Source organism: Actinoplanes sp. NPDC023714 (assembly GCF_040639855.1).
Classification (GTDB): domain Bacteria; phylum Actinomycetota; class Actinomycetes; order Mycobacteriales; family Micromonosporaceae; genus Actinoplanes.
This window is the reverse complement of the sequence record NZ_JBFAAR010000003.1, coordinates 582,665-607,743: the sequence shown is the minus strand read 5'-3', so window position 1 is coordinate 607,743 and position 25,079 is coordinate 582,665. Positions and strand designations below refer to the sequence as shown.

The 25,079-nt window shown below is 73.8% G+C and carries 11 protein-coding genes; 1 reads left to right on the top strand and 10 read right to left on the bottom strand.

What is annotated here, in order from left to right; all coding sequences use genetic code 11:
* From AB0G10_RS18105 to AB0G10_RS18085, 5 genes are all read right to left on the bottom strand, one after another.
* Complete coding sequence (locus AB0G10_RS18105) at window positions 1-987, bottom strand: hypothetical protein (protein WP_360922354.1); 987 nt, start codon at window positions 985-987, stop codon at window positions 1-3.
* The gene (locus tag AB0G10_RS18100) at window positions 984-5,462 is read right to left on the bottom strand and encodes an amino acid adenylation domain-containing protein (RefSeq protein WP_360922351.1); all 4,479 of its coding nucleotides are present in this window, start codon (window positions 5,460-5,462) and stop codon (window positions 984-986) included. Before AB0G10_RS18100 ends, AB0G10_RS18105 begins: the two co-directional genes overlap by 4 nt.
* Complete coding sequence (locus tag AB0G10_RS18095) at window positions 5,459-14,356, bottom strand: amino acid adenylation domain-containing protein (RefSeq protein WP_360922348.1); 8,898 nt, start codon at window positions 14,354-14,356, stop codon at window positions 5,459-5,461. Before AB0G10_RS18095 ends, AB0G10_RS18100 begins: the two co-directional genes overlap by 4 nt.
* A 275-nt stretch (window positions 14,357-14,631) precedes the next feature.
* Complete coding sequence (locus tag AB0G10_RS18090; protein ID WP_360922345.1) at window positions 14,632-15,210, bottom strand: YceI family protein; 579 nt, start codon at window positions 15,208-15,210, stop codon at window positions 14,632-14,634.
* A 228-nt stretch (window positions 15,211-15,438) separates the two neighbouring features.
* Window positions 15,439-16,722, bottom strand: a complete 1,284-nt coding sequence (locus tag AB0G10_RS18085) for a tetratricopeptide repeat protein (protein ID WP_360922342.1) — start codon at window positions 16,720-16,722, stop codon at window positions 15,439-15,441.
* 230 nt (window positions 16,723-16,952) lie between these two features.
* Here AB0G10_RS18085 and AB0G10_RS18080 point away from each other — a divergent pair, with 230 nt between their 5' ends.
* Window positions 16,953-19,403 (top strand): excinuclease ABC subunit UvrA, encoded by a 2,451-nt coding sequence (locus AB0G10_RS18080; RefSeq protein WP_360922339.1) that lies wholly within the window; start codon window positions 16,953-16,955, stop codon window positions 19,401-19,403.
* Window positions 19,404-19,544: 141 nt separating this feature from the next.
* On the opposite strand, the gene AB0G10_RS18075 is transcribed toward AB0G10_RS18080, so the two are convergent.
* The 5 genes from AB0G10_RS18075 to AB0G10_RS18055 form a co-directional block, all read right to left on the bottom strand.
* Window positions 19,545-20,978, bottom strand: a complete 1,434-nt coding sequence (locus AB0G10_RS18075) for an MFS transporter (protein WP_360922336.1) — start codon at window positions 20,976-20,978, stop codon at window positions 19,545-19,547.
* 80 nt (window positions 20,979-21,058) lie between these two features.
* Window positions 21,059-21,493 carry a nitroreductase/quinone reductase family protein gene (locus tag AB0G10_RS18070; RefSeq protein WP_360922333.1) on the bottom strand — a complete coding sequence of 145 codons (435 nt, stop codon included), beginning with the start codon at window positions 21,491-21,493 and terminating at the stop codon, window positions 21,059-21,061.
* 10 nt (window positions 21,494-21,503) lie between these two features.
* The gene (locus AB0G10_RS18065; protein ID WP_360922330.1) at window positions 21,504-22,973 is read right to left on the bottom strand and encodes an FAD-dependent monooxygenase; all 1,470 of its coding nucleotides are present in this window, start codon (window positions 22,971-22,973) and stop codon (window positions 21,504-21,506) included.
* Window positions 22,970-23,644, bottom strand: a complete 675-nt coding sequence (locus AB0G10_RS18060; protein WP_360922327.1) for a class I SAM-dependent methyltransferase — start codon at window positions 23,642-23,644, stop codon at window positions 22,970-22,972. Before AB0G10_RS18060 ends, AB0G10_RS18065 begins: the two co-directional genes overlap by 4 nt.
* A 1-nt stretch (window position 23,645) precedes the next feature.
* The gene (locus AB0G10_RS18055) at window positions 23,646-25,046 is read right to left on the bottom strand and encodes a cytochrome P450 (RefSeq protein ID WP_360922324.1); all 1,401 of its coding nucleotides are present in this window, start codon (window positions 25,044-25,046) and stop codon (window positions 23,646-23,648) included.
* Window positions 25,047-25,079: the final 33 nt, after the last annotated feature.

Below are 25,079 nucleotides of genomic sequence, written 5' to 3'. Positions count from 1 at the left end.
TCACTCCGGGACGTTGTGCAGGCGGGCCTGCTTGTAACGGTCCAGAACGGCGACCGCGGACTGCTTCGACTTGGCCATCAGCAGGCTCGCCGACTCCTCGCCGACGAATCGGGCGCAGACGAACCGGTGGGCGTCGTACACCTCGGCGTAGGCCCGGCGGAACGCGGCCCGCATGCCGGCCAGCGCGGGGTCGACGCCGGTCAGCAGATCGCGGGTCGCGGCCAGGTTCTTGATCAGGTGCTCGTGGTCGCGCCAGTGCAGGCCGCTCATCCCGGGCGGGGAGTGCGGCGGCATGAGCGTCGGACGGACCACGGCGTCGTAGTCGGCGATGCTGAAGTCGCCGGCGAAGCGCAGCGCCACCTCCGACGCCCGCATCAGCAGGATCGCCCGGTCCAGCGCGGCGACCGGCTCCCGGTCGCCGGCGCGCAACCGCCCGGCCAGGTCGCCGGAGGCCTGCACCAGCCCCTGGATGAGCACCATGAACAGGCGGTGGCCGCGCACCCAGCGGCGCAGCGCCGCGGCCGGCGGCTGATCGGTGCGCCGGGGCAGCGGCCGCCACTGCCGCGCGAGCCGGTCCTGCGGCGGCTGCTCCAGCATCACGCCGAGGGCCTGGCGCAGCGTCCGCCACTGCTCGCCGGTGAGGTCGGTGCCGCCCGCCGAGGTGTCGGCGAGCAGCGCCTCGTATCCCTTGAGGACGGTGTGCACGAACAGCGCCGGCCGGTCGCCGTCCACCCGGACGATGCCGAACGCCTGGTCGTTGTCGCGGTTGCCGGCCGACTCGGCGCCGTCCGGGCCGTCCACGACGGTTCCGGCGGCCATCGGCACCGCCGCCACCGCGGCGCGGACGGCGTCCAGGGCCCGCGCGTCGTCGCGGTGGCCGATCGCCGCGGGCAGCACGCCACCCCGGGTCCGCAGGTATCCGGCGACGTCCGCCGGGGACGGCAGGTGCTCCGGGCGCAGCAGGTGGAACAGTGGCTCGCCGGTCACCGCGCGACCTCCCGTACGGTGGCCTCCACCGGCGGCAGGAAGCCCACGTCGACCAGGTAGGCCAGGCACTGGTGGGCCATCCGCTCGGTCATCGGCGGGCAGGCCACGTCGGTGCCGGCCAGCGCGGTGAGGGTGTTGCGGCACTCCAGCGACGGCTCCAGGTCGGCGATGAACGCCGGGTCCAGCGACGGCTGCGGGTCGACGACGGCGTCCCGGATCAGCGGCACCAGCGGGTAGAGCGGGTGGTCGGTGCCGACCTCGAGCGCCCGGCGGCGGGCCTCCTCGAAGGGGACGATGTCGAAGTCGTACCCGAAGGACTGGATCCATTCGCAGAAGCGCCTGATCGACACCGGGGCCGGATTGAAGAGGTGGAAGACCTGCCCGGTGGTGCCTTCGCGCTGCGAGATCGCGACGATCGCGGAGCTCACGTAGTCGACCGGCACGGTGTCGAAGATCCGCGGGTAGTCCGGCAGGATCCGCATCGGCAGATAGCCGCGGAACGCGACGAGCAGGTAGTCGCTGGTCTGGGTGGCGCCGGTCGCGGTCTGCGACATGATCAGGCCGGGGCGGTAGATGCTGACCGGGACGCCGCGCTCCCCCGCCAGGTACACGATCTTCTCGGCGACCCACTTGCTGCCGGTGTAGCCGCCCGGCACCTCGACCGGGTTGAGCAGCGGGCTGGTGTCCTCCACGAACGGCCGGGACGTGTGCGTGGCCAGCAGCACGTCGATGGTGGACACGTAGTGCACGGCCTTGAGCCGTTCGGTGCAGGCCAGCCGGAGCACCTCGTGTGTGCCGCCCACGTTCGCCGCCCGCAGGGCCGAGTACGGATAGACGAAGTTGACCATGGCCCCGTTGTGGTAGATCACGTCGAGCCGCCCGGCCAGGTGCTGCCAGGTCGTGTCGTCGAGGCCGAACCGGGGCAGCGCCAGGTCGCCGGCGAGCGGCCGGATCCGGTCCCGGTGCCGCTCGTCCCAGATCAGGTACTGCCGCATCGCCTTCTCGATCCGCTCCAGCGCGGCCGGCCCGTCGGCGGCCCGGACCAGGCAGTACACGTCCGCCCGGGTGCGGCTCAGCAGGTCCGCGAGCAGGAACGCGCCGAGGTAGCCGGTGGCGCCGGTGAGCAGCACCGCCTCCGGGTCGAGGTGGCGGGCCACCGGAAGCCCGGCCGGGTCGATGTCGTCGTCGAGCCGGGCGTCCTCCTCCAGGCGGGTCGCGTGCTGCTGCGACATGACCCCCTCGATGCCGGCCCGGTTGTACTCCTGGATCACCGCGGCGACGCCGGCCACGGTCGGCACCCGGAAGAACTGGTGCACCGGGATCTGCAGCTCGTACTGCGCGAGCAGCCGCGAGGCCAGCCGGGCCAGCATGATCGAGGTGCCGCCGCCGTCGAAGAAGTCGTCGTGCACGCCGAGCCGTTCCACGCCGAGCACCTGCGCGAACGCGGACGCGACGTCCTCTTCGAGCGGGGTGCGCGGGGCGACCGCGTCGGCGGCGACCGGCGCCGGCTCGGCGTCCGGCAGCGCGCGCCGGTCGACCTTGCCGTTGGCGGTCAGCGGCAACGCGTCGAGAGTCGTCCAGACCGACGGCACCATGTAGGCCGGCAGCACGTCGGCGATGAAGCCCGCCATCTCGTCCTGCGCGGGCGGCCGGGCCGGGTCCGCGGCGACCACGTACGCGGCGAGCCGGTTGTCGCCCTGCCGGTTCGGCCGGGCCACCACTACCGCGTCCCGGACGCCCGGGACCATGGCGAGCACCGACTCGATCTCGGCGAGCTCCACCCGGAACCCGCGCACCTTGACCTGGTGGTCGACGCGGCCGAGGAACTCGATGGCGCCGTCGGCGCGCCACCGCCCGACGTCGCCGGTGCGGTACAGGCGCCCGCCCGGCTCCGCGGAGAACGGGTCGGGGATGAACCGGTCGGCGGTGAGGCCGGGCCGCCGGTGGTAGCCGCGGGCCAGGCCGACGCCCGCGACGCAGATCTCCCCGGGCACCCCCGGCGGGACCAGGGCGCCGTCCTCGTCGAGCAGGTAGACCCGCAGGTTGTCCAGCGGCCGGCCGATCGGCGCGGCCTGCGGGTCGTTGCTGCGCGGGCACTGCCAGAAGGTGGCGTCGATGGTGGTCTCGGTCGGGCCGTACAGGTTCGCGATGCCGGCGTCGAGGCGCTCGTAGGCGGCGCGCTGCAGGCCGGCGGTGAGCGGCTCGGCGCCGGACAGCATCCAGCGCAGCGAGGTGCACTCCCCCATGGCCGGGTCCTCGAGCAGCACCGCGTTGACCGACGGCACCGCGCCGTAGACGACGATGCGGCGGTCCCGGATCAGCCGGACGAGCGCGCCCGGGTCCAGCTGCTTGGCCGGCGGGCTGATGACGCACTCGGCCCCCACCATGAGCGGCCAGAACGTGGCCCAGACCGAGGGGTCGAAGCTGAACGGGTGGTTCTGCAGCACCGGGTCGCCGGGGCGCAGCGGCCAGGTGCGCTGCCGCCAGGTGAGGTTGTTGACGACGCCGCGGTGCGCCACCAGCACGCCCTTGGGCAGACCGGTCGAGCCCGAGGTGTAGATGATGTAGGCGAGCGCGTCCGGGCCGACCTCGACCGGCGGCCGGGACCGGGGCTGCGCGGCGATGCCGGCGTAGCCGGCGTCGAGCAGCAGCGTCGGCACGGTGTCCGCGGGCAGCCGGTCGAGCAGGGCCGACTCGCTGACCAGCACGGCGCTCTCCGAGTCGGTGAGCATGTAGGTGAGCCGCTCGGCCGGGTACTGCGGGTCCAGCGGCACGTAGGCGGCGCCGGCCTTGAGGACGGCGAGCATCGCCACCACCATCTGCGAGGAGCGGCGCAGGCAGAGGGCGACCCGGTCCTCGGGCTTGACGCCGAGCTCGAGCAGCCGGTGCGCGAGCTGGTTGGCGCGCTCGTCGAGGTCCCGGTAGCGCAGCTCCTCCTCCTGGTCGCTGACGGCGACCATGGTGGGCGTGGCGGCGGCCTGCCGGGCGATGAGCTCGTGCAACGGCTCGTCCGGGAACACCGCGGCGGTCGCGTTCCAGCCACCGCGGATCACGGCGGTCTCGGCGGGGCTCGCCAGCGGCGCGACCCGGACCGCGGTGGTGCCGTCGCCGGCCAGGCAGGCGAGCATGGCCTGCAGGTGGGCCAGCATCCGCTGGCCGGTGGCCGCCTCGAAGAGATCCGCGTTGTAGGTCAGGACCAGCCGGCGGCGCCGGCCCGAGAGCAGGGTCAGGGCCAGATCGTACGGGGTGGACAGTCCCGGGGCGACGAGCGTCTCGGCCCTCAGCCGGTCCTCGGCGCCGGCCTCGACCGCCTCCCGCTCCAGGAACAGCGCCTGGAAGAGCGGGGTACGGCTGACGTCGCGCACCGGGTCGAGGGCGTCGACGACCCGGCTGAACGGCATCCGGCCGTGCGTGGCCGCGTCCCGCCGCGAGCGGTCCACCTGTTCCAGCAGCTCACCGGTGGTCAGGGCGGCCGGCAGCGGGGTCCGGATCACGACCGTGCCGGCGTGCGGGCCGAACACCGGCTCGGGCGCGGCCTTGGACGGGCCTCCGGCTTGGGCCGCGCCCGGATTCCGGACGCCGACGGCGACCTCGTCGAGCTGCGCGTACCGGCCGAGCACGGCCTGCCAGGCGGCGAGGACCACGGTGCCCGGGGTGGTGGCGTACGCGACGGCCGCCTCGTCGACGCCGGCGGCCAGGGTGTCCGGCAGGTCCGCCGACACGGTTCCGCAGCGGTGCGTCTTGACGGCCGGGCGCGGGTGGTCGGTGCGCAGGCGCAGCGCCGGCACGCCGTCCAGGGTCCGCTCCCAGTAGCGCAGGGCGGCGCCGGCCTCGGGAGTCTCCAGCCACTCCCGCTCGCGATGGACGGCGGCCGCGAAGCCGTCCGGTTCCGGCGCCCCTTCCTCGCTTTGGTCGATGTCGTCGCCGCTCAGCAGGGCTCGGTATCGGGTGAGCAGCTGCCGCAGCAGCACGTCGGGCGACCACTCGTCGGCGATCGTCTCGTGCAGCGCCAGCAGCATCAGGCTGGTGTCGTCGTCGATGCGGCCCAGCACGGCGCGCAGCAGCGGGCCGGTCGCCAGGTCGAACGGGCGGGCGATCTCCTGGACGCAGAGGTCGTCGAAGGCGGACTGGCGGGCCGTCGGGTCCGGGCCGGGCAGGTCCGCCACGGTGATCGACAGGTCGGCGACACCGCCGATCACCCGTACCGGCCGGCCGGCGAGCTCGTGGAACGTGCTGCGGAGCAGTTCGGTGCCCGCGCCGAGGGCCGCGAGCGCCTGCTGCAGGGCGGCGCCGTCGAGCGGGCCGGTGAGCCGGTACAGGCCGGCGATCACGCCGGGTGCGGCCTGGTCCAGGGTGTGCAGCATCCACGCGCGCTGCTGGTCGGCCAGCATCGCGCCGGGCCGGCCTCCGTTGCGGGAGAGTCGCTCCGCCAGCGCACGCCGGGCGGCCTCGAGTTTGGCGTCGTCGTCGTTCATCGGTTGTGCTCCCCTCGCTGGGCCGTCAGTGACGGATCGGCCAGCATCGCGTCGAACTGCTCGCCCGAGAGCCGGGCCAGGTCGTCGAGCAGGCGGTCGGTGTCGGCGCCGGTGACGCCCCCGGTGGCGGCGCTGCCACCGAGGGCGCGTTCCACGCCGGCCGCCACGGCCTCGACCGTGGCGTCCAGGAAGACGTCACGAATCGGCACGTCGACCCCGAATTCGTGTCTGAGCTGATCGGCCATGCGGGCGACCAGCAGGGAATGGCCGCCGAGGTCGAAGAAGTTGTCGTGCAAGCCCACCCGGGCCACACCCAGCAGGTCCCGCCACACCGAGGCCACCCGGCGCTGCACCGGCGACACCGGCTCCACGAACCGCGCCACCACACCCCGCGCCACCTCAGCGGACGGCAGCGCCCGCCGATCCACCTTCCCGTTCGGCGTCAGCGGCAGCTCCGCCAGCACCACCCACCCCGAGGGCACCATGTAATCCGGCAACCGCCCCCGGCAGAACTCCCGCAGAGCGGCTACCAGAACCCCGTCGTCGGTTTCCTCCGCCGGCACCACGTAACCCACCAGCCGGGCGCCGGCGGCCACCACCACGGCGGCCCGGACGCCGGGATGCGCGCGCACCGCCGACTCCACCTCACCGAGCTCGATGCGGAAGCCCCGCACCTTCACCTGGTGATCGGCCCGGCCCACGAACTCCAGCGACCCGTCCGAACGCCACCGCACCACATCACCGGTGCGATACAGCCGACCCCCGTCACCGGCGAACACATCCGGAACGAAACGCTCCGCCGTCAGACCCGCCCGATTCCAATAACCCCACGCCACCCCCGCACCACCGATGAACAACTCCCCGCACACGCCCACCGGAACCGGCGACAGACCCGCATCCAGAACGAACACCCGGGTGTTCGCGATCGGGCCACCCACCGACACCGGAACGCCGGCGGAGAGGGGCGCCGCCGTGGACCAGATGGTGGTCTCGGTGGGGCCGTAGAGGTTCCACAGCCGGGCGCCGGCGTCGCGCAGCCGGCCGGCCAGGTCGTCGGGGAGCGCCTCGCCGCCGCACAGCGCCACGAAGCCGCCGGTGGCGGTCCAGCCGGCGTCGAGCAGCATCCGCCAGGTGGCCGGGGTCGCCTGCATCACGGTGGCCTCGCCGGCGGCGAGCAGGGCGGCCAGGTCGGCGCCGGACCGGGTGGTCTCCCAGGGCGCGATGGTCAGCCGCATGCCGAGCACCAGCGGCAGGAACAGCTCGAGCGCGGCGATGTCGAACGACGGCGTCGTCACGGCGACCAGGGTGTCGTCCCGGTCGACAGGTAGCAGGTCCTGCATGGCGGCGAGGAAGTTGGTCAGGGCGGCGTGGCCGACCATGACGCCCTTCGGGCCGCCGGTGCTGCCGGAGGTGTAGATGACGTAGGCGAGGTCGCCGGGCCGCGGGGTGTCGTCGGCCGGCTCGGCCTCCCCGGCCGGTGCGGGCTCCTCGCCGGGCAGCAGCACGAGCACCGGCAGGCCGCCCGCGAACATGGCCGGCCCGTCGGTCACCACCAGCGACGGGGCGGCGTCGTCGAGGACGTGCCGCAGCCGCTGGTCGGGATGGTGCGGATCCAGCGGGAGGTACGCGGCGCCGCAGGCGAGCACCGCGAGCAGCGCCGCCACCAGGTCGGGTCCGCGGTCGACGCAGACCGCGACCCGGTCGCCGCGCCCGACGCCGCGCCGCCGCAGCGCCGCGGTCAGGACCTCGACGCGCTCCTGCAGCCGCCGGTACGTCAGCTCCTGGTCCCGGAAGCGGACGGCGACGGCGTCCGGGTGCCGCCGGGCCTGCTCGGCGACCCGCTCCGGGACGGTCGCGGCCGGCAGCGGCGGGGTGGCCGTCCGGTTGGCGTCGACCACCAGCGTGCGGCGCTCCTCCGGGGAGAGCAGCGGCAACTGCTCAATCGCCCGGTCCGGGTCGCCGGCGATGCCGTCGAGCGCCGCGACGAAGTGCCGCTGCAAGCGGCGCACCGTGGACTCGTCGAACAGGGCGGTGCGGTACTCCAGCACGCCCTGCACCCGTTCGCCGTCCTGCTCGAGGAAGAGCGACAGGTCGAACTTCGCGGCGCCGAGGTCCTCCGGCACCGGGGTCAGCGTCGCGTCGCCCAGCACGGTCCGGCCCAGCGTGGTCTCGTGCAGGCCGAACATGACCTGGAACAGCGGGTTGCGGTCCGGCGTGCGCTGCCGGTGCAACGCCTCGACCAGCGACTCGAAGGGCATCTCGCCGTGCGCGTACGCCTCCAGGCAGGCGGTGCGGACCCGGCGCAGAACCTCCCGGACCGTCGGCCGCCCCTCCAGGCCGGCCCGGATCACCACGGTGTTGGCGAAGAACCCGATCATCGATTCGAGTTCGGGCAGCGGCCGGTTCGCCAGCGGGGTGCCGACCCCGAAGTCGTCCTGGCCGGCGTGCCGGGACAGCACGACCATCCAGGCCGCGAGGGTCGCCATGTAGAGGGTGACCCCTTCCCGGCGCGCGGCCTCGTGCACCGCGCGGACCAGCTCGACCGGGATCGCGAAGCGCAGCGTCGCGCCCTGGAAGGACTGGATCGGCGGACGCGGCCGGTCGGTCGGCAGCGCGACCAGGTCGGGCATCCCGTCCAGCCGGGCGGTCCAGTAGCGCTCGTCGGCGGCGAGCCGGTCACGGCGGTCCGGCCGGCGCACCCACGCCGCGTAGTCGGCGAACCGCAGCACCGGCGCGGTGACGGCGCCGGCCGTGCCGGCCCGGTGCAGGCGGTACCGCTCGGCGAGCTCACGGACGAAGATCTGCACCGACAGGCCGTCCGCGACGCTGTGGTGCGTGGTCACCGCGAGCAGGCTCTCCCGCGGGCCGAGCCGGACCAGGGTGACCCGCAGCAGCGGGCCCCGGTCCAGCGCGAACGGCCGGCGGGCCTGGTCGCGGACCACGGTACGGGCGGCCCGGGCGCGCTCCTCGGCCGGCAGGGCGCGCAGGTCGGCGAGCCCGACCACGACGGCCGTCGACGGGTCGGCGATCTGGCGCAGCCGGCCACCGGCGGCGACGAAGCGCGAGACGAGGCCGTGGTGGGCGGCGGTCAGGTCGTTGACCGCCCGCTGCAGGGCGACCGGGTCGAGCGGCCCGTCCACCTGGAACGTGCCGTGCAGGTGGTAGGCCAGCCCGGCGTCCGGGTCGAACTGCTGGAGGAACCATAGCCGTTCCTGGCCGTCGGTGGCGGGCGACTCGTACGGACCGGACCCCGGCCGGGGCTGGGCCCGGATCGGCTCCGGCATGTCCACCCCGCCCGGTACGCCGCGGGCCTGCACGGCGTCGGCGAACCCGGCCAGCCAGGGATGTTCGAAGATCGCGTCGACCGGCATGTCCACCCCGGTCTCGGCGCGCAGCCGGGCCACCATCCGGACGGCGAGAAGGGAGTGGCCGCCGAGGTCGAAGAAGTTGTCGTGCAACCCCACCCGGGCCACACCCAGCAGTTCCCGCCACACCGAGGCCACCCGGCGCTGCACCGGCGACACCGGCTCCACGAACCGCGCCACCACACCCCGCGCCACCTCAGCGGACGGCAGCGCCCGCCGATCCACCTTCCCGTTCGGCGTCAGCGGCAGCTCCGCCAGCACCACCCACCCCGAGGGCACCATGTAATCCGGCAACCGCCCCCGGCAGAACTCCCGCAGACCCGCCACCAGATCCCCGTCGGACCCGGCGGCCGGCACGACGTAGCCCACCAGCCGGGCAGCCGCACCCGACCCCGCGACCACCACCACGGCGGCCCGGACGCCGGGATGCGCGCGCACCGCCGACTCCACCTCACCGAGCTCGATCCGGAAGCCCCGCACCTTCACCTGGTGATCGGCCCGGCCCACGAACTCCAGCGACCCGTCCGAACGCCACCGCACCACATCACCGGTGCGATACAGACGACCCCCGTCACCGGCGAACACATCCGGAACGAAACGCTCCGCCGTCAGACCCGCCCTACCCCAGTAACCCCACGCCACCCCCGCACCACCGATGAACAACTCCCCGCACACACCCACCGGAACCGGCGACAGACCCGCATCCAGAACGAACACCCGGGTGTTCGCGACCGGACCACCCACCGAGACCGCGACATCGGGAACGAGCCGGGCCGCTGTCGAATAGGTGGTGGTCTCGGAGGGGCCGTACAGGTTGTAGACGGCGCGGTCCTGGCCGGTGGCGGCGCGGACCCGCTCGACCAGCTCGCCGGCGAGCGGCTCGCCCGCCAGGTTCACGACCCGGACGGTGGGCGGCAGCCCGTCGGTGTCGAGCAGCTGCTCGATCGCCGACGGCACGGTGTTGACCAGGGTGACGTCCTCGCGGCCGGCCAGGTTCGCCAGCTCCAGCGCGTTCTCCGCGATCATGACGGTGCCGCCGGCGGCGAGCGGGGCGAAGATCTCGAAGACGGACAGGTCGAAGGTCACCGAGGTGGCGGCGAGCACGCAGCTCAGATCCTCGGCCGGGAACTCGGCGAGGGCCCAGCCGACCAGGTTCACCGCGGCCGAGTGCGGGATCGCGACACCCTTGGGGCGCCCGGTCGAGCCGGAGGTGAACAGGACGTACGCCAGATCGGCGGGCCGGGCGCGCCGCCCTGCCGGCCCGGCAGCCGGCGATCCATCAGCCGGTGACCCCGGGACCAGGGTCGGAAGCGCACCGGGCAGCCGGTCGCGCAGTTCCTCGTCCACGATGGCGAGGGTCGCGCCGGAGTCGGCCAGGATGTCCGCGGTGCGCGAGCGCGGATAGCGGGGGTCGAGCGGCACGTACGCGGCGCCCGCCTCCAGGACCGCGAGCAGCGCGATCACCAGGTCCGGGCCGCGGCGCAGGAAGACCGCGACCCGGTCGCCGGCGTCGACGCCCCCGGCGCGCAGCCGCGCCGACAGCGCGGACGCCCGCTCGCGCAACTCGGCGTACGTCACGACGGTGTCGCCGCGGCGCAGCGCCGGCGCATGCGGGGTCCGGCCGGCCTGCTCCCAGACGAGCTCGTGCAGCGTGCGGCCGGACGGGACCGCCGTCGCGGTGTCGTTCCAGGTGTGCAGGATGAGCCGCTGCTCGGCGTCGGTGAGCCCGGAGAGCCCGATGATCCGTACCGCGGGATCGGCCAGGACGTCGCGCAGCAGCGCCGCGAAGCGCTCGCCGAGGTTCGCCGCGATCGCCGGGTCGAGTCGCGCGGGGTCGTACTCGATGCGCCCGGCCACACCACTCCCGGTGATCGCCACCGCGAACGTGAGGTCGAACTGGCTGCCGGTCGCGGGCAGCGGCACCGGCGCGGCGGGCAGGCCGGCCAGCTCGAACCCGGCGTCCGGGGCGTCGACGGCGAGGCCGGCCAGCGCCGCCGGTCCACCCTGCAGCACGAACATGGTCTGGAACACCGGGGTGCGGCCGGCCGCCCGCTGCGGACTGAGCCGTTCCACCAGCACCGGGAACGGCAGCGACCGGTGGTCGAGGGCCTCGCGCAGCCGGCGGGCGGTCGCGGCGAGCAGGTCCTCGAAGGAGGGTGAGCCGGACAGGTCGCTGCGGATCGCCACCGGGTTGACCGCGTAGCCGACGACGTCGCGCCGGCCGGGCTGGTCCCGGACCGCCACCGGGGTACCGACGATCACGTCGTCCTGCCCGCTCAGCCGGTGCACCAGGGCGGTGTAGGCCGCCAGCATCACGGCGAAGGCGGTGGTGGAGCGGCGGGCCGCGAAGTCGCGGAGCTGCTCCCCGAGCGCGCCGCCGGCGGTGAACCGCACGAGCCCAGGCCGGTCGCCGGAGCCAGGCCGGTCGCCGGAGCCGGGCCCATCACCGGAGCCGGGCCCATCGCCGGAAGCGGGCGCGCTCGCCGGCGCCGGCAGGGACAGCACCGGCAGGGGCTCGGCGAGCCGGGTGCGCCAGTGCTCCTCGTCGGCCGCCCAGGCACCGGCCTCCCCGTGCCGCCGCTGCCAGCGCACGAACGCGCCGAAGGAGGGCGCCGGAGCAAGGCCGGCGGTCTCCCCCGATGCTGCCGTCTCGCTCGATGCTGCGGTCTCGCTCGATGCGGCGGTGACGCCCGATGCTGCGGTTTCGCTCGATGCGGCGGCCCGGTAGGCGGCGCCGAGGTCGTCGACGAGCACGGTCAGCGAGATCAGGTCGACGATCAGGTGGTGGGCGCCGAGCAGCAGGACGTGGTCGCCGGATTCCTCGCGCCACACCCGTACCCGCAGCAGCGGACCGCGCGCCAGGTCGAACGGCTCGGCCGCGGCCTGCCGCAGCCGCCCCTCCAGGTCCGCGGCGGTCACTGTGGCCGTCTCGACGTGCGGGCGGGCGTCGGTGAGCGTGGCGCGGGGTTCGTCGCCGTCGGCCGGGAAGCAGGTGCGCAGGATCTCGTGCCGGTCGACGACCGCGTCCAGGGCGGCGCGCAGCGCGTCGACGTCCAGGTCGCCGCCGAGCCGGACGGCGCGCGCGACCGTGTAGGCGCTGCTCGCCGGATCACGCCGCTGCAGGAACCAGAGCGCCTTCTGGCCGTCGCTCATCTGCGGGCCCGCGGTGTCGGCGGTGTCCGCGAGTGACGTGGTCACCGGGCGGGCCGCCAGTTCGGTGGCGATGTCCTCGACGGTGCCGGTGAGCAGCGCCGATACCGGGATCTCGACGCCCGTGCTCTCCCGCAGACGGTCCGCGAGCTCCACGGCGCCGAGCGAGTCGAGTCCGAGAGCGGTCAGGGGCGTGGTCACGTCGATCCGCTGCGGCGCCACACGGATCTGCTCGGCGGTCAAAGTCAAGAGCAGGCCGCGTACGTCGTCAGCACGCCGCCGGCCGGTCGTGGCGTTCCACGCCTCCCGGTCGAACGCCGCGCCGCCGCCGTCCCGCAGTCCGGTGCCCGCGCCACCGCCGTCCCGCAGTTCGGCGCCCGCGCCACCGCCGTCCCGCGGTTCGGTGGCCGCGCCGCTCGCAGCCCCCGGTTCGGTGGCCGTCGCCAGCCTCGGCAACCGGCCGGCCAGGTAGTCGTCCCGGCAGAGCAGCCGCTGGATCTTCCCGCTGGAGGTCTTCGGAACGGTCCCGGCCGGCACCAGCACGACGTCGTGCGGCGCGACGCCGTGCTCGGCGACGACGGCACGCCGGATCGCCTCGGCCATCTCCGCGCCGGCGTCATCCTCGTGCCGGCGGCCGACCTCCTGCACGACGACGAGCGCTTCGCCGCCACCGGCGTGGACACCGAAGGCCGCGACGCCGCCGGGCCGCAGTCCGGGGTGGCTGCTCTGCGCGGTCAGCTCCACGTCCTGCGGGTAGTGGTTCCGCCCGCCGATGATGATCAGGTCCTTGCGCCGCCCGGTCACGAACAGCTCCCCGCCGTCCAGGAAGCCGAGGTCGCCGGTCCGCAGCCAGCCACCGCCCGCCGCGCCCGGCTCACCGCCCAACGCGGTGGGGTCATCGCCCGCCGCAGCCGGCTCACCGCCCGCCGCAGCCGGGTCACCGCCCGCCGCAGCCGGGTCATCGGCTGGCGCGGCCAGGCGGGCGCCGAACGTGTCGTCGCCGTCGGTGGTGGGGCGCCAGTAGCCGTCGGCCACGCTCGGGCCCCGCAGCCAGACCTCGCCGACCACGCCGGCCGCGACCGGGGTACGGGTCTGCGGATCGACGACGAGGAGTTCCTGGTCGGGTGCAGCGGTGCCGCAGCCGACGAGGGCGCGGCTGCCCGCGGACGGGGCTGCGCGACCGGCCGCGAGGTCGCTCGCAACCGGGACCGCGCGGCCGCCGGCGAGGTCGCTCGCGGCCGTGATCGCCCGGTCTGCGGCCAGGTCGCTCGCCACCGGAACCGCGCGGCCGGCGGCCAGGTCGACGGTGGTGAACTCGCGGATCACCGGGGCGGCCGCCCGGCGCCCGCCGGTGGCGATCAGGGTGGCCTCGGCGAGCCCGTAGCAGGGGTAGAGCGCCTCGCGGCGGAACCCGAACGGGGCGAACGTCTCGGCGAAGCGGTCCATCGCGGCGGCCCGGATCGGCTCCGCCCCGCAGAACGCCACCTTCCAGCTCGACAGGTCGAGGCCGGCGGTGTTGTCCTCGGTGGCGCGCCGGGCGCACAGCTCGTACGCGAAGTTGGGTCCGCCGCTGGCGGTCGCCCCGGTCTCGGAGATGGTCCGCAGCCAGCGCATCGGGTCGGAGAGGAAGGCCATCGGCGACATCAGGGTGACCGGGAAGCCGCCGTGCACCGGACCGAGGACGCCGCCGATCAGCCCCATGTCGTGGTACGGCGGCAGCCAGATCACGCCCCGGCTGCCGCCGTCGAGCTCGAAGAAGTCGCTGATCAGCCCGAGGTTGTGCAGCAGGTTCGCGTGGGTCAGCCGGACGCCGCGCGGATCGGTGGTGGAGCCCGAGGTGTACTGCAGGAACGCCAGGTGCCCGCCGTCGACCGGGACCGGCGTGCCGGCGGTGTCGTACTCTCCGAGCTCGTCGCAGCTGATCCACTCGGTGGCGGCGAGTTCCGGCGCCTGCTCGGCCAGCATCTCACCGGCGAACGACGCGATCACGCCGGTGGTCAGGACGCAGCGGGGTTCGGCGTCCCGGGCCACGGCGCGCAGCCGGCGGACACCGCGTTCCCAGCGCTGCGGGTCGGGCGGATAGACCGGCACCGCGACGACGCCCGCGTACAGGCAGCCGAAGAACGCCGCCACGTAGTCGGTGCCCGGGGCGAACAGCAGCATCGCCCGGTCGCCGGGCCGCACCCCGCGCTCCCGCAGGGCGGCGCCGACCTGAGCGGCACGCTCGTGCAGCTGCCGGTAGGTGACCCTGGTCGTCGCGTCGGAGCCGCCGTCGTCCAGGAACGTGAACGCCTCGTGGTCGGGCTGCCGCTCCACCCGCAGGTGCAGAAGATCGGACAGGTTGGCCGGACCGCGGGCCAGACCGTACGGGATACGCATGCCGCCCCTCTCGTCGCCGCAGAGCACTCCGGCTGCGGTGTCGCCAGTGGACGGCGACGGTCGGCCGGGCTGATCTCGACCCTAGGCAGCATGACTGAGGAAATCAACAAAATCTGTCAGGTCTGCTCCACAACTTAGTCAAGCGATGGTCAAGTCAGTGACGGACCACTTGACGCAAAGAGCCGCCGAGGCTCCTCGCGGAAACCTCGGCGGCTCGGGACGCACGACCCGGACGGGGGGACCGTGCCGTGCGCCGGCTCGACGGCCGGGACTCGTCAGGCCTGGCCGGCGGCCTGACCGTCGTCGAGCACGGCCTGCACCTCGATGGACACCTGGACCTTGTCGCCGATCACGACGTCGTTGCCGGCCATCGGGATGTTGAAGGTGATGCCGAAGTCGGCGCGGGACAGCTCGCCGGTGGCCAGGAAGCCCGAGCGCTGCTTGCCCATCGGGTCGCCGATCACGCCGAGCGGCTCGACGGCCAGCTCGAACGGGCGGGTCACGTCCTTGACGGTGAGCTCGCCGACCAGCACCGGGCGGTCCCCGTCGACCCGCACCGAGGACGACCGGAACGTCATGACCGGGAACTTCTCGACGTCGAAGAAGTCCGGCGAGCGCAGGTGCCCGTCCCGGTTCGGGTCGCGGGTGTCCACCGAGTCCATCTGCACCTCGACGGCGACGGACGACTTCTCCACCTGCTCGTCGACGACGACCTGGCCGGTGAAGACCGCGAACGAGCCGCGCACCTTGAACAGGCCCATGTGACGCAGGCTGAAGGAGACCTCGGAGTGGGACGGGTCGATGATCCAGGTGCCGGCGGCGAGACCGGTGGGCACGACGGACGCCAGAGTCATGTCATTGCTCCCTTTGCGACGGAGGACCACTCGCGGGCGCGTCGCCGCCGGAGGGCGGGCGCGGCACCGGGCAGGCCAGTTGACTGTGAGACGGAAATTGTCCGGTTCAGCTGTGACGGGAGACTAACAGCAAATCCACTCCACAGTAAACCCGCGCAGCTCAAAGCCATGACAGCGCGTCACCCATGGGCGTGACAGGACCTTGACAGAAGCCGAAACAGAGCCGGGTCAGCGGACGCCGACGGCCTGGTCGTAGGCGTGCAGGGCCTCCTGCGGCCGGCCGGCCTCGTGGAACAGCCGGCCCAGCTCACTCCAGACCATCGCGGTCATCTGCGAGTGACCGAACTGGGCCAGCTGCCGGGCCGCGTCGGCGTAACAGGCCACCGCGTCGTCCGCCGCGCCGGCGGCGAAGTGGCTCTCGCCGAGGGCGATCCCGGCGTGGATCAGCTCGAATCCGCCCACCTCCGGCCCGCTGCGGCCCAGGGCGATCTCGGCCCAGCGCCGGGCGTCCGGCGCCCGCTTCTGGGCGAGCGCCACCTGGGACAACTGGGTCTCGCAGCAGACCAGCGTGTTGAGATCGCCGAGGTGCTCGAGCTCGGCGCGCGCGTCGACGAGCAACTCCTCGGCGCCGGCCATGTCGGGCGCCGGCTGGCGCAGTTTCAGCCACGCCAGCGACATGCGCAGCGCCGCCGACGAGCTCATCCCCTCGCCCTGCCGCATGATCCGGGCGGCGCGCTCGGTGAACTGGAGCGCCTCGAGCTCGCAGCCCTCGCCGGCGGCGATCTGACCGGCCGCGGCGTACGCGGCGGCCTGCTCCCGCCGGCTCCGGACCGGCTCGGTGCCGGCCAGCATGGCGGTGGCGGTGGCGGCGGCCGCCGTGATGTCGCCGGCGTCCGCGAGCCCGCCGACCACCACGCCGGCGAGCTGCACGTATTCCCGGAGGCCGGTCAGGCCGAACTGATCGATGCGCTCGAGCGCGGCGGCCGCCGTCCGCCTGCTGTCGTCCGGCCGGCCGGCCGCGCGCTGCACCCGGGCCAGCGGGATCGTCACCGCGAGCGGCGGCGTCACCCGCTCGGCCGCGAAGTCGGCCGCGAGCCGCTCGAGCGCGGTCAGCGCGTCACCGAAGCGCCCGGCCATCTCGGCCGCCCCGGCCAGGCCCAGCCGCGCGCGCAGCACCCGCAGCGGGTCGCCGAGCCCCTCGGACAACGCGTCCTCGAACAGCTTGGCCGCTTCCTCGTGCCGGCCCTCCTGCACGGCAATCTCGCCGAGCGCGACCAGCCGCGCGGCGTCGGCCACCACGAGCGTGTCGCTGCCGTCGGCGAGCAGGGCGGGGTTGCAGCCGAGCTGCGCCGCGAGCGCCTCGACGGTCGCCTGGGTGGGTTCCCGGCGACCGGCCTCGAGCAGCGAGACGGCGCTCGCCGACAGGGCGCCGCGCGCCAGGTCGGCCTGGGACAGGCCGCGTCGCAGGCGCAGCGCCTTGAGACGGCGGCCGAATGCCGGCTGCCTCGCCATGAAGGACGACCTCTCCAGCGGGAAACGGGTCGTCAGACCCCGGGCGTCCAGCTTAGAGGCCCGCGTGTCACCGGCAAAGGGTGTCGTGCCACACCGTGTGGTGTTGCCGCTGTCATGGCACGGGCTTTCACGTCTGCCGGTCCCGAGCTGCGTTGACAGGTTCGATTGTCAACTTTTGTCATCCTCCACTATGGTGTCCGGACAGCGCATCCGAGCGTCGAGGGGACGACATGCGGAATCCTGCGGCACACGTCGGCGACTCCGGGTGGATCGAGGTGACCGGCGCCCGCACGCACAATCTGCGCGACGTCGATCTCCGGGTGCCGCGCGGCGCGGTGGTGGCGTTCACCGGGGTCAGCGGCAGCGGCAAGACCTCGCTGGCGATCGACACCCTGCACGCCGAGGCGCAGTTGCGGTACCTGGAGGGCCTCGCGCCGTTCGTCCGCCAGTACATCACCCCCCGCGACCGGCCCCAGGTCGACCGGATCACCGGGCTGGGCGCGACCCTCGCCGTGGACCAGCGCCACCTCAACCGCAACGCCCGGTCCACCCTGGCGACGGTGACCGGCATCGACGCGTACCTGAGCCTGCTCTTCTCCCGGGTCCTCGGGCACTCCTCGGACGGCGCGGTGCTGGCGTCGGCGCACTTCGACAGGTACAGCACCGAGGGCGCGTGCCGGAGCTGCCGCGGCGCGGGCGCCACGCTGCACGCCGACCCGGACCTGATCATCACCGATCCGGACGCGCCCCTCACCGGCGGCGCGTCCACCTGGTTCGACCGCTTCCACTCCGGGGAGCAGGCCGCCGTGCCGTTCCTGGCCGAGCGGTTCGGCGCCGACCTGGCCAAGCCGTGGCGGGAGCTGCCGGAGGGCCTGCGCGACGCGCTGCTCTACGGCACCGGCGACGAGTCGATCTCGGTCAGCATCGATCTGCCGAACAAGAACTCCGACGCCGAGGTGACGTACCGCTGGAGCAAGCCGCTGCGCGGCGCGGTCGCCGAGGTCGAGCGGCTGTTCTCGGCGGCCGGGACGGAGAACGCCAAGAAGCGCTATCTGCCGTACATGCGCATGGTGGAGTGCCCGGACTGCGACGCCAGTGGCTACGGCGAGAGCAGCCGCACCCAGCGGGTGAACGGGCGCGCGTACTCCGAGGTGGTCACCGGGACGGTCACCGAGGCCGCGGCGTGGGCCGCCGGTGTGACCGACGGGCTGGACGTCACCCGGACCGAGATCGCCCGGGTCCTCCTCCCCGAGCTCGGCGGGCGCCTCGACCTGCTGGTCCGGCTCGGCCTCGGGCACGTGCAGCTGAGCCGGCCCGCGCCGACGCTGTCCGGCGGCGAGCTGCAGCGCGCCCGGGTCGTCGGCCAGCTGGCGAGCGGGCTCACCGGCATCGTCTATGTGCTCGACGAGCCGACGTGCGGCCTGCACCCGGCCGACAAGGAGCATCTCTCCGAGATCATCCGGGGGCTGCGCGACGCCGGCAACACCGTGCTGCTCGTCGAGCACGACACCGACCTCATCGCCGGCGCCGACTGGGTCGTGGAGATCGGCCCCGGGGCGGGTGAGCTCGGCGGCCGGCTCGTCGCTTCCTGCCCGGCCGCCGAGTTCGCGGCGCAGCCCGGATCGCGCACCGCGCCGTACCTGACCACGACCGGCCCCCGGGTGCGGCGGGCGCGGCGGACCCCGGGCGACGACTGGCTGGTGCTGCACGATCTGCGCAGCCACAACGTGCGCATCGACCGGCTGGCGCTGCCGCAGGGCGTGCTGACCTGCCTGACCGGGGTGAGCGGCAGCGGCAAGAGCAGCGTGCTGCACGACTGCGTCGCCGCCGGGACGCTCGCGGCGATCGAGGGACGGCGCGTGCCGGCGGTCGGCCGGGTCGACGGGGCCGGCGCGTTCGGCTGGGTCAACGTCGTCGACCAGGACCCCATCGGCCGCACCCCGCGGTCGAATCCGGCGACCTATTCGAAGGCCTTCGACACCATCCGTACGCTGTTCGCCGGCACCGACGCGGCCCGGCTCAAGGGCCTCGGCGCCTCCGCGTTCTCGTTCAACTCCGGTGGCGGCCGCTGCGAGGCCTGCGCCGGGTACGGGCGCCGCTCGGTCGACATGCACTTCCTGCCGGACGTGACGGTCACCTGCGACGAGTGCGACGGCCGCCGGTTCGGCGCCGACGTGCTCTCGGTGCGCTATCAGGGCGTCACCATCGACGAGGTGCTCGCCCTGACGGTCGACGAGGCGGCGGCGCTGTTCACCGATCCGGCGCCGCTCGCCACCACCCTGGCGACCCTGCGTCAGGTGGGCCTCGGCTACCTCCAGCTCGGGCAGAGCTCCACCGAGCTGTCCGGCGGCGAGGCGCAGCGGCTCAAGCTGGCCGCGACGATCAACCGCGGCGCCCGCGGCCGGCGCCCCGGCCTGGTGCTGCTCGACGAGCCGGTCACCGGCCTGCACCCGGCCGACGTGGCGCGCCTGGTCGACACCTTCGACGCGATCCTGGCCGAGGGCAGCACCGTGGTCCTCGCCGAGCACGACCTGCACGTGGCGGCGGCCGTGGACTGGATCGTCGACCTCGGGCCGGGCAGCGGCGCCGACGGTGGGCGGATCAGCGCGCAGGGCACTCCGCGGGAGGTGGCGGCGTCGGACAGCCCGACGGCCCACTACCTGCGCCGGGTGATGTCCTGACGACCGCGAGGCGGGCACGCGGAAGCGCGCCGGGTGAAGTCCTGACGACCGGTGACGCGGGCACGCGGACCGCGCCCGGCCGGAGCCGGGCGCGGCGGGCCGGGTGCGGCGGGCCGGGTGCTCCGGCCGTACCCCTGAAAATCAGGCGCCGGCCGTGGCAGGCTCGTCGGCCGGAGCAGCCGGAGTGGTCCTGCCCGGCGTCAGCCAGAGCGCGAAGATCACGCCGAGCACGGGCAGCACCAGGCCCACGAGATAGCCGAGCCGGTACCCGTCGATGAGCGCGTAGGGGTCCGACGTGGTCGGATCGGGCAGCACCGCCGCGGCGATGGTGGCCAGGACGGCGAACCCGACCGCGCCACCGAGCTGCTGCGACATCGTGACCAGGCCGGCGGCGAGACCCTGCCGGTCGTCCGGGACGCCGTGGGTCGCCGCGGCGGTCGCCGGCGCGAACGCAAGGCCCTGACCGACGCCGAGCAGCAGCAGGCCCGGCAGGACGGTGATCCAGTAGTCGCCGCCGACCCGCATCGCCATGAGACCGAGGATGCCGAGGCCGGTGAAGACCGCCCCGGTCACCAGCAGGGCGCGGATGCCGAAGCGGTCGGTCAGCCGGCCGGTCATCCCCGAGATGATCAGGATGACCACGGTGACCGGCGCGAACGCGAGACCGGCCTGCAGCGCCGAGAAGTTCAGCACGTGCTGCATGTAGAGGGTGGAGAAGAAGATCGCGGTCATCACCATGACGCCGTTGACGATCGACAGCAGGTTGCCGCCGACCAGGCTGCGGTTCTCGAAGACGTCGAACGGGACCAGCGGCTCGGGGTACCGGCGCTCGTGCCGGGCGAACACCGCCAGCAGGATCGCGGCCAGGACGAACACCGCGATCACGACGGTGTCGGCGCCGTGCTCGGCGATCCGGCTGACGCCGAAGACCGCGCACAGCAGGCCGAGGGTGAGCGTGACCGCGCCGGCCGTGTCGAGTCGCTCGCCGGAGCGCTCGCCGTCGCGGGCGAGCAGCACCGGCGCGGCGACGCAGGCGAGGATGCCGATCGGCAGGTTGACCAGGAAGATCCAGCGCCAGCCGAGGCTGTCGGTGATGACGCCGCCGATGAGCTGCCCGGCGATGGCGCCACCGGATCCGACGGCGCCCCAGAGGCCGAGGACGCGGTTGCGCACCCCCTCGTCGGCGAAGCTGGTCAGCAGCAGCGACAGGATGGCCGGCGAGACCAGGGCCGCGCCGACGCCCTGCGCGCCGCGCGCCGCGAAGAGCTGCCACGGCTCCTGCACGGCGCCGCAGAACAGCGAGCTGACCGTGAAGACCGCCGTGCCGATGATGAACATCCGGCGGCGGCCGAAGAGGTCGGCGATCCGGCCGGCCGCGACCAGCAGGCCGCCGAAGGTCAGCGTGTACGCGGTGGAGACCCACTGCAGGTCACCAGCCCTGATGCCGAGGCTCTCCTGCATGCTGGGCACCGCCACGCTGACGATGGCGACGTCCAGGATGAGCATGAACTGGACGATCAGCAGGACGCCCAGGATCAGCCGTTCCCGAGTCGCCAGCGAGGCCCGCTGCGCCATGGCTTCCCCCTGTCATCGATTGACTTCCGTTGACACTATCGTTGTGACAGGCGCATGACAATGGAGTCACCCGGGCGAAGTCATGCCCGTGGCGTCAGCCGCGCCAGCGGGAACACCCGCTCGGTCCGGGCCTGATAGGCGGTGAAGAACGACGCCAGCTCGGTGGCCTTCTTCCACAGCCGCTCCCGCTCCTCGCCCTCCACCACCAGCACGTCGACCTCGGTGGTGCGCGGGCCGACCTGCACGGCGGCCGTCTTCGCGGCGCGCAGGTTGCGGAACCACAGCGGCTCGGTGGGCTCCCCGCCGAGCGAGCCGACCACGATGTACGAGCCGTCGTCCTCGAAGTAGATGACCGGCTTGGTCCGGACGATGCCGGTGCGCCGGCCGCTGACGGTGAGCAGCAGCACCGGCATGCCGAGCATGCTGTTCCAGACCCGGCCGCCGGTGGTCCGGTAGACCCGGACGTTGGCCCGGCTGATGAACCGGGTGAAGCGATCCTTCATCGTGCTTGCCACGGTGGCCTCCTCAGGGTTGCGGCTTGCCGAGCCAGCGGATCAGGGCCTCGCGCATCCCGGGCTCGTCGGCCCGGTCGGCGGCCCACGCCACGTGCCCGTCCGGGCGAACCAGGACCGCCGCCGGGATGGCGGCGCCGTCCACCTTGGCGTGGGCGGTGACCAGGTGCCGCGGCCACAGCCGGGCCGCCCGGTCCGCGAGCCGGCCGCCGGGCGTCCGGTCGACGAAGACCGGCTTGCCGGCCTGGAGCAGCCGGAACACCGAGGTGACCGTGCCGGAGACCAGGATGAGCTGGGCGTCGGGCAGGCGCCGGCCCACCGCCGGATGGTCGCCGGAGCCGTAGCGCACCTCGGTGCCGGCCATCTCGGTGACCACCCTGCGCTGCAGTTCCGGGACCAGCAGCGCCTGCTTGACCAGCCAGCGCGCCGAGCGCATGAGCGGGCCGCGGGCGGTGTTGAACCGGAAGACGTTCTCGGTCTCCCGGAGCACCTTGGCGGCCAGCGGCCGGAGTTCGCCCTCGTAGGTGTCCAGCAGGTCCGGCGGCGCCCAGCCGTGCACCGTCGCGGCGAGCTTCCAGCCCAGGTTCATCGCGTCCTGGATGCCGAGGTTGAGCCCCTGCCCACCGGCCGGGGTGTGCACGTGCGCGGCGTCGCCGGCGAGCAGGACCCGGCCCACCCGGTAGCGCGACGCCAGCCGCTGCTCGCTGCGGAACCGGCTGAGCCAGCGCGGGTCGTGGATGCCCAGGTCCACCCCGAGGATCTCGGCGGCGCTGCGCCGGATCTCGGCGAGCGTCACCGGCTCGGAGACCGGGATCTGCATCCGCTGGTGGTCCTGGATCATCAGGCGGAAGTGCCCGTCCGGGAACGGCATGACCGCGACCATCCCGCGGTGCGTGTGCCGGGCGAAGACCTGCTCGTCGGGGACGTGCGCGAGCTTGACGTCCGCGATGATCGCGGAGAACTGCGACGGCGTCCCGGGGAACGAAAGACCCAGGAGATCGCGTACGGTGCTGCGCGCGCCGTCACAGCCGACGACGAAGGAGGCCCGCTCGGTGCGTTCGCCCTCCGGGTCACGCACCCGGACCGTGACGCCGTCCCCGTCCGGGCTGAGCCCGACGACCTCGGTGTCGCGCTCGATGACCGCGCCCCGCTTCAGCGCCCAGGCCTCGAGCGCCTCCTCGGTGTCGACCTGCGGCAGGATCAGCATGTACTTGTGCCGGCTGTCGACGTACCGCGACATGTCGATGCCCCGGCCCTTGGTGCCCAGCGAGATGACGTGCGAGGGCAGGCCCCGGGTCAGGAACTCGTCGACCTCGCCGCGCATGTCGAGGATCTCGAGGCAGCGGGGGGTGAGCGCGAACGCCCGGGAGTGCGGGTAGCGCTCGGACCGCTGCTCCAGGATGCGGCACGGCACGCCGGCGAGGCTGAGCTCGGCCGCGAGGGTCAGCCCGGCCGGACCGGCGCCCACGATGAGGACCGTCACGACGGCTCCTTCCATAGTGCGGTGGCGGCCGGCTGCGCGATCAGGCGCAGGAATCCGCCCGCCTCGGTCGTCACACTGAGCGGGGCGAGACCCGCGTCCCAGGCCGCCTCGGTGATGTCGTGCTCGGAGTGGTGGCGCACCATCCGGCCGGCGAGCGTCAGCAGGACCGCGGTGGCCGGGTCCGGCGGCGCGTGCTCGACGACGACGACCAGGCCGGTCGGCGTCACCACCCGGGCCGCCTCGGCCAGGCCGGCGCGCTGGTCGCTCCAATGGTTGAACGCGGTGGTGCTGAGCACCAGGTCGGCGCTGCGGTCCGGGAACGGCAGGCGCTCGGCCGTGCCGACGTGCAGGTCCGCGCCGGGCAGCCGGGACCGGGCCACGCCGATCATGCGGTCGGCCGGGTCCACGCCGGACAGGCGGGCGTGGGGCCAGTGGCGGTGGGCGGCCTCCAGCAGCGCGCCGGTGCCGCAGCCGATGTCGACGATGTGCCGCGGCTCTTCTTCCTCGCTGCGGGCTTCCTTGCCGCGGTCTTCCTCGCTGCGGGCTTTCTTGCTGCGGGCGATCACCGCTTCGATTGCCAGGTTGTGGGCAACGCCGCAGGTGGCGCCGTGCCGCTCGTCGTAGACGTCGGCCTCGCGGTTGAACACGTCGACGAATCCGGGGTCGCGCATGTCACCGCGCTCCGGCGAGGTCGACGGCGGTACGGATGTTGCCCCGCACCGCGGCACGGCTCCGGTCGCCGGCGGGCTGCTCGACGCGGCAGCTCAGCCCCTGATCCGGCACCAGCGAGATCTTGATCTTCGCGTCGATCGTGGAACCGTCGACGACCGCGAGGCGGAACCGCTGCAGCACGATGGCGAGCACGATCTTCATCTCCAGCAGCGCGAACGAGCGGCCGAGGCAGCCGTGCGGGCCGGCGCCGAACGGCAGGTAGCCGAAGGAGTCGGGGCTTGGCCCGGTCCAGCGGTCCGGCGCGTAGCGCAGCGGCTCGTCGAAGACCGCGGGCAGCCGGTGGGTCACGTACGGGCTGAAGAAGATGGTGGCCTTGCGCGGGATCCGGTACCCGCCGAGCTCGGTGTCCCGGGCGGCGTAGCGCAGGCCCATCGACGCCGGCGGGAACAGCCGCAGCGTCTCCTTGATCACCCGGTCCAGCAGCGGCAGCCGGCCGAAGACGCCGGGCTCCGGCGGCGCGCCGCCCAGCTCCGCCGCGAGCTCGTCGCAGAGGTCGTTGCGGACCTGGGGGTGCTGGTCGAGCATGAGCAGCGTCCAGGTCAGCGCGGAGGCGCTGCTGTCGTGACAGAACGCCGTGTAGGCCTCCCCGACCAGCTCGTCCTCGGTCAGCCCCTCGCCGTTCTCGTCGCGGGCCGCGATGAGCATCGAGATGATGTCGTCGCCGGGGGCGTCGCGCTTGGCCACGATGATCCGGCGGACCGCGTCGTCGACCTGCTCGGCCGCGCGCAGCGTGCGCCGGTACGACGTGCCCGGAGCGTTCACCGGCAGAAGCAGGGTGAGCGGCGCCGACGCCGAGGAGAGCAGCCGGCCGATGAGCCCGTTGAGCCGGTCCACGTCGCCGGTCTCGGCCACGTCGAACAGCGTCTTCATCCCGATCCGCAGCATCAGCCGGGAGAGGTCGTGGTCGACCCGCCGCACCTCGCCGGTCCGGAACCGGTCGAGCTCCTCGTTGGTGACCTTCACGATCGTCTCGTGGTGGCGGGCCACGGCCCGCGAGTGGAACGCCGGCTGCATCAGCGAGCGGTGCCGGGCGTGCGCCGGGCCGTTGAGCTTGAGCAGGCCGGCGGTGAGGCGGGCCATCGCCGAGCGCGGCGGCATCCGGAACTCGCGGAACGCGTCGGCGATGAACGCGTCCGGGTTGCCGAACAGCTGCCGCTGGTAGCGCGGGCCGAAGACGAAGACATGTCTGGGCGCCCGGCGCGAGGTCGTGCTGATCTCGCCGTGCCGCTCCAGCATGGTGGTGAAGAAGGGCAGCGGGTCCGCCAGCATGCGTACCGCCCGCAGCGGCCAGCCGATCACGGGGACGTGCGGTGGGCCGGGGAACGCGACAGGGCTGGGCATGGGACCTCCCGCTTGACTCAATTGTCATCCACG

Excerpts from the sequence above, each read along its gene's own strand:
- AB0G10_RS18100 (WP_360922351.1), bottom strand. The coding sequence starts at position 5,462 with ATGAACGACGACGACGCCAAACTCGAGGCCGCCCGGCGTGCGCTGGCG.
- AB0G10_RS18095 (WP_360922348.1), bottom strand. The coding sequence starts at position 14,356 with ATGCGTATCCCGTACGGTCTGGCCCGCGGTCCGGCCAACCTGTCCGAT.
- AB0G10_RS18090 (WP_360922345.1), bottom strand. The coding sequence starts at position 15,210 with ATGACTCTGGCGTCCGTCGTGCCCACCGGTCTCGCCGCCGGCACCTGG.
- AB0G10_RS18085 (WP_360922342.1), bottom strand. The coding sequence starts at position 16,722 with ATGGCGAGGCAGCCGGCATTCGGCCGCCGTCTCAAGGCGCTGCGCCTG.
- AB0G10_RS18080 (WP_360922339.1), top strand. The coding sequence starts at position 16,953 with ATGCGGAATCCTGCGGCACACGTCGGCGACTCCGGGTGGATCGAGGTG.
- AB0G10_RS18075 (WP_360922336.1), bottom strand. The coding sequence starts at position 20,978 with ATGGCGCAGCGGGCCTCGCTGGCGACTCGGGAACGGCTGATCCTGGGC.
- AB0G10_RS18060 (WP_360922327.1), bottom strand. The coding sequence starts at position 23,644 with ATGCGCGACCCCGGATTCGTCGACGTGTTCAACCGCGAGGCCGACGTC.
- AB0G10_RS18055 (WP_360922324.1), bottom strand. The coding sequence starts at position 25,046 with ATGCCCAGCCCTGTCGCGTTCCCCGGCCCACCGCACGTCCCCGTGATC.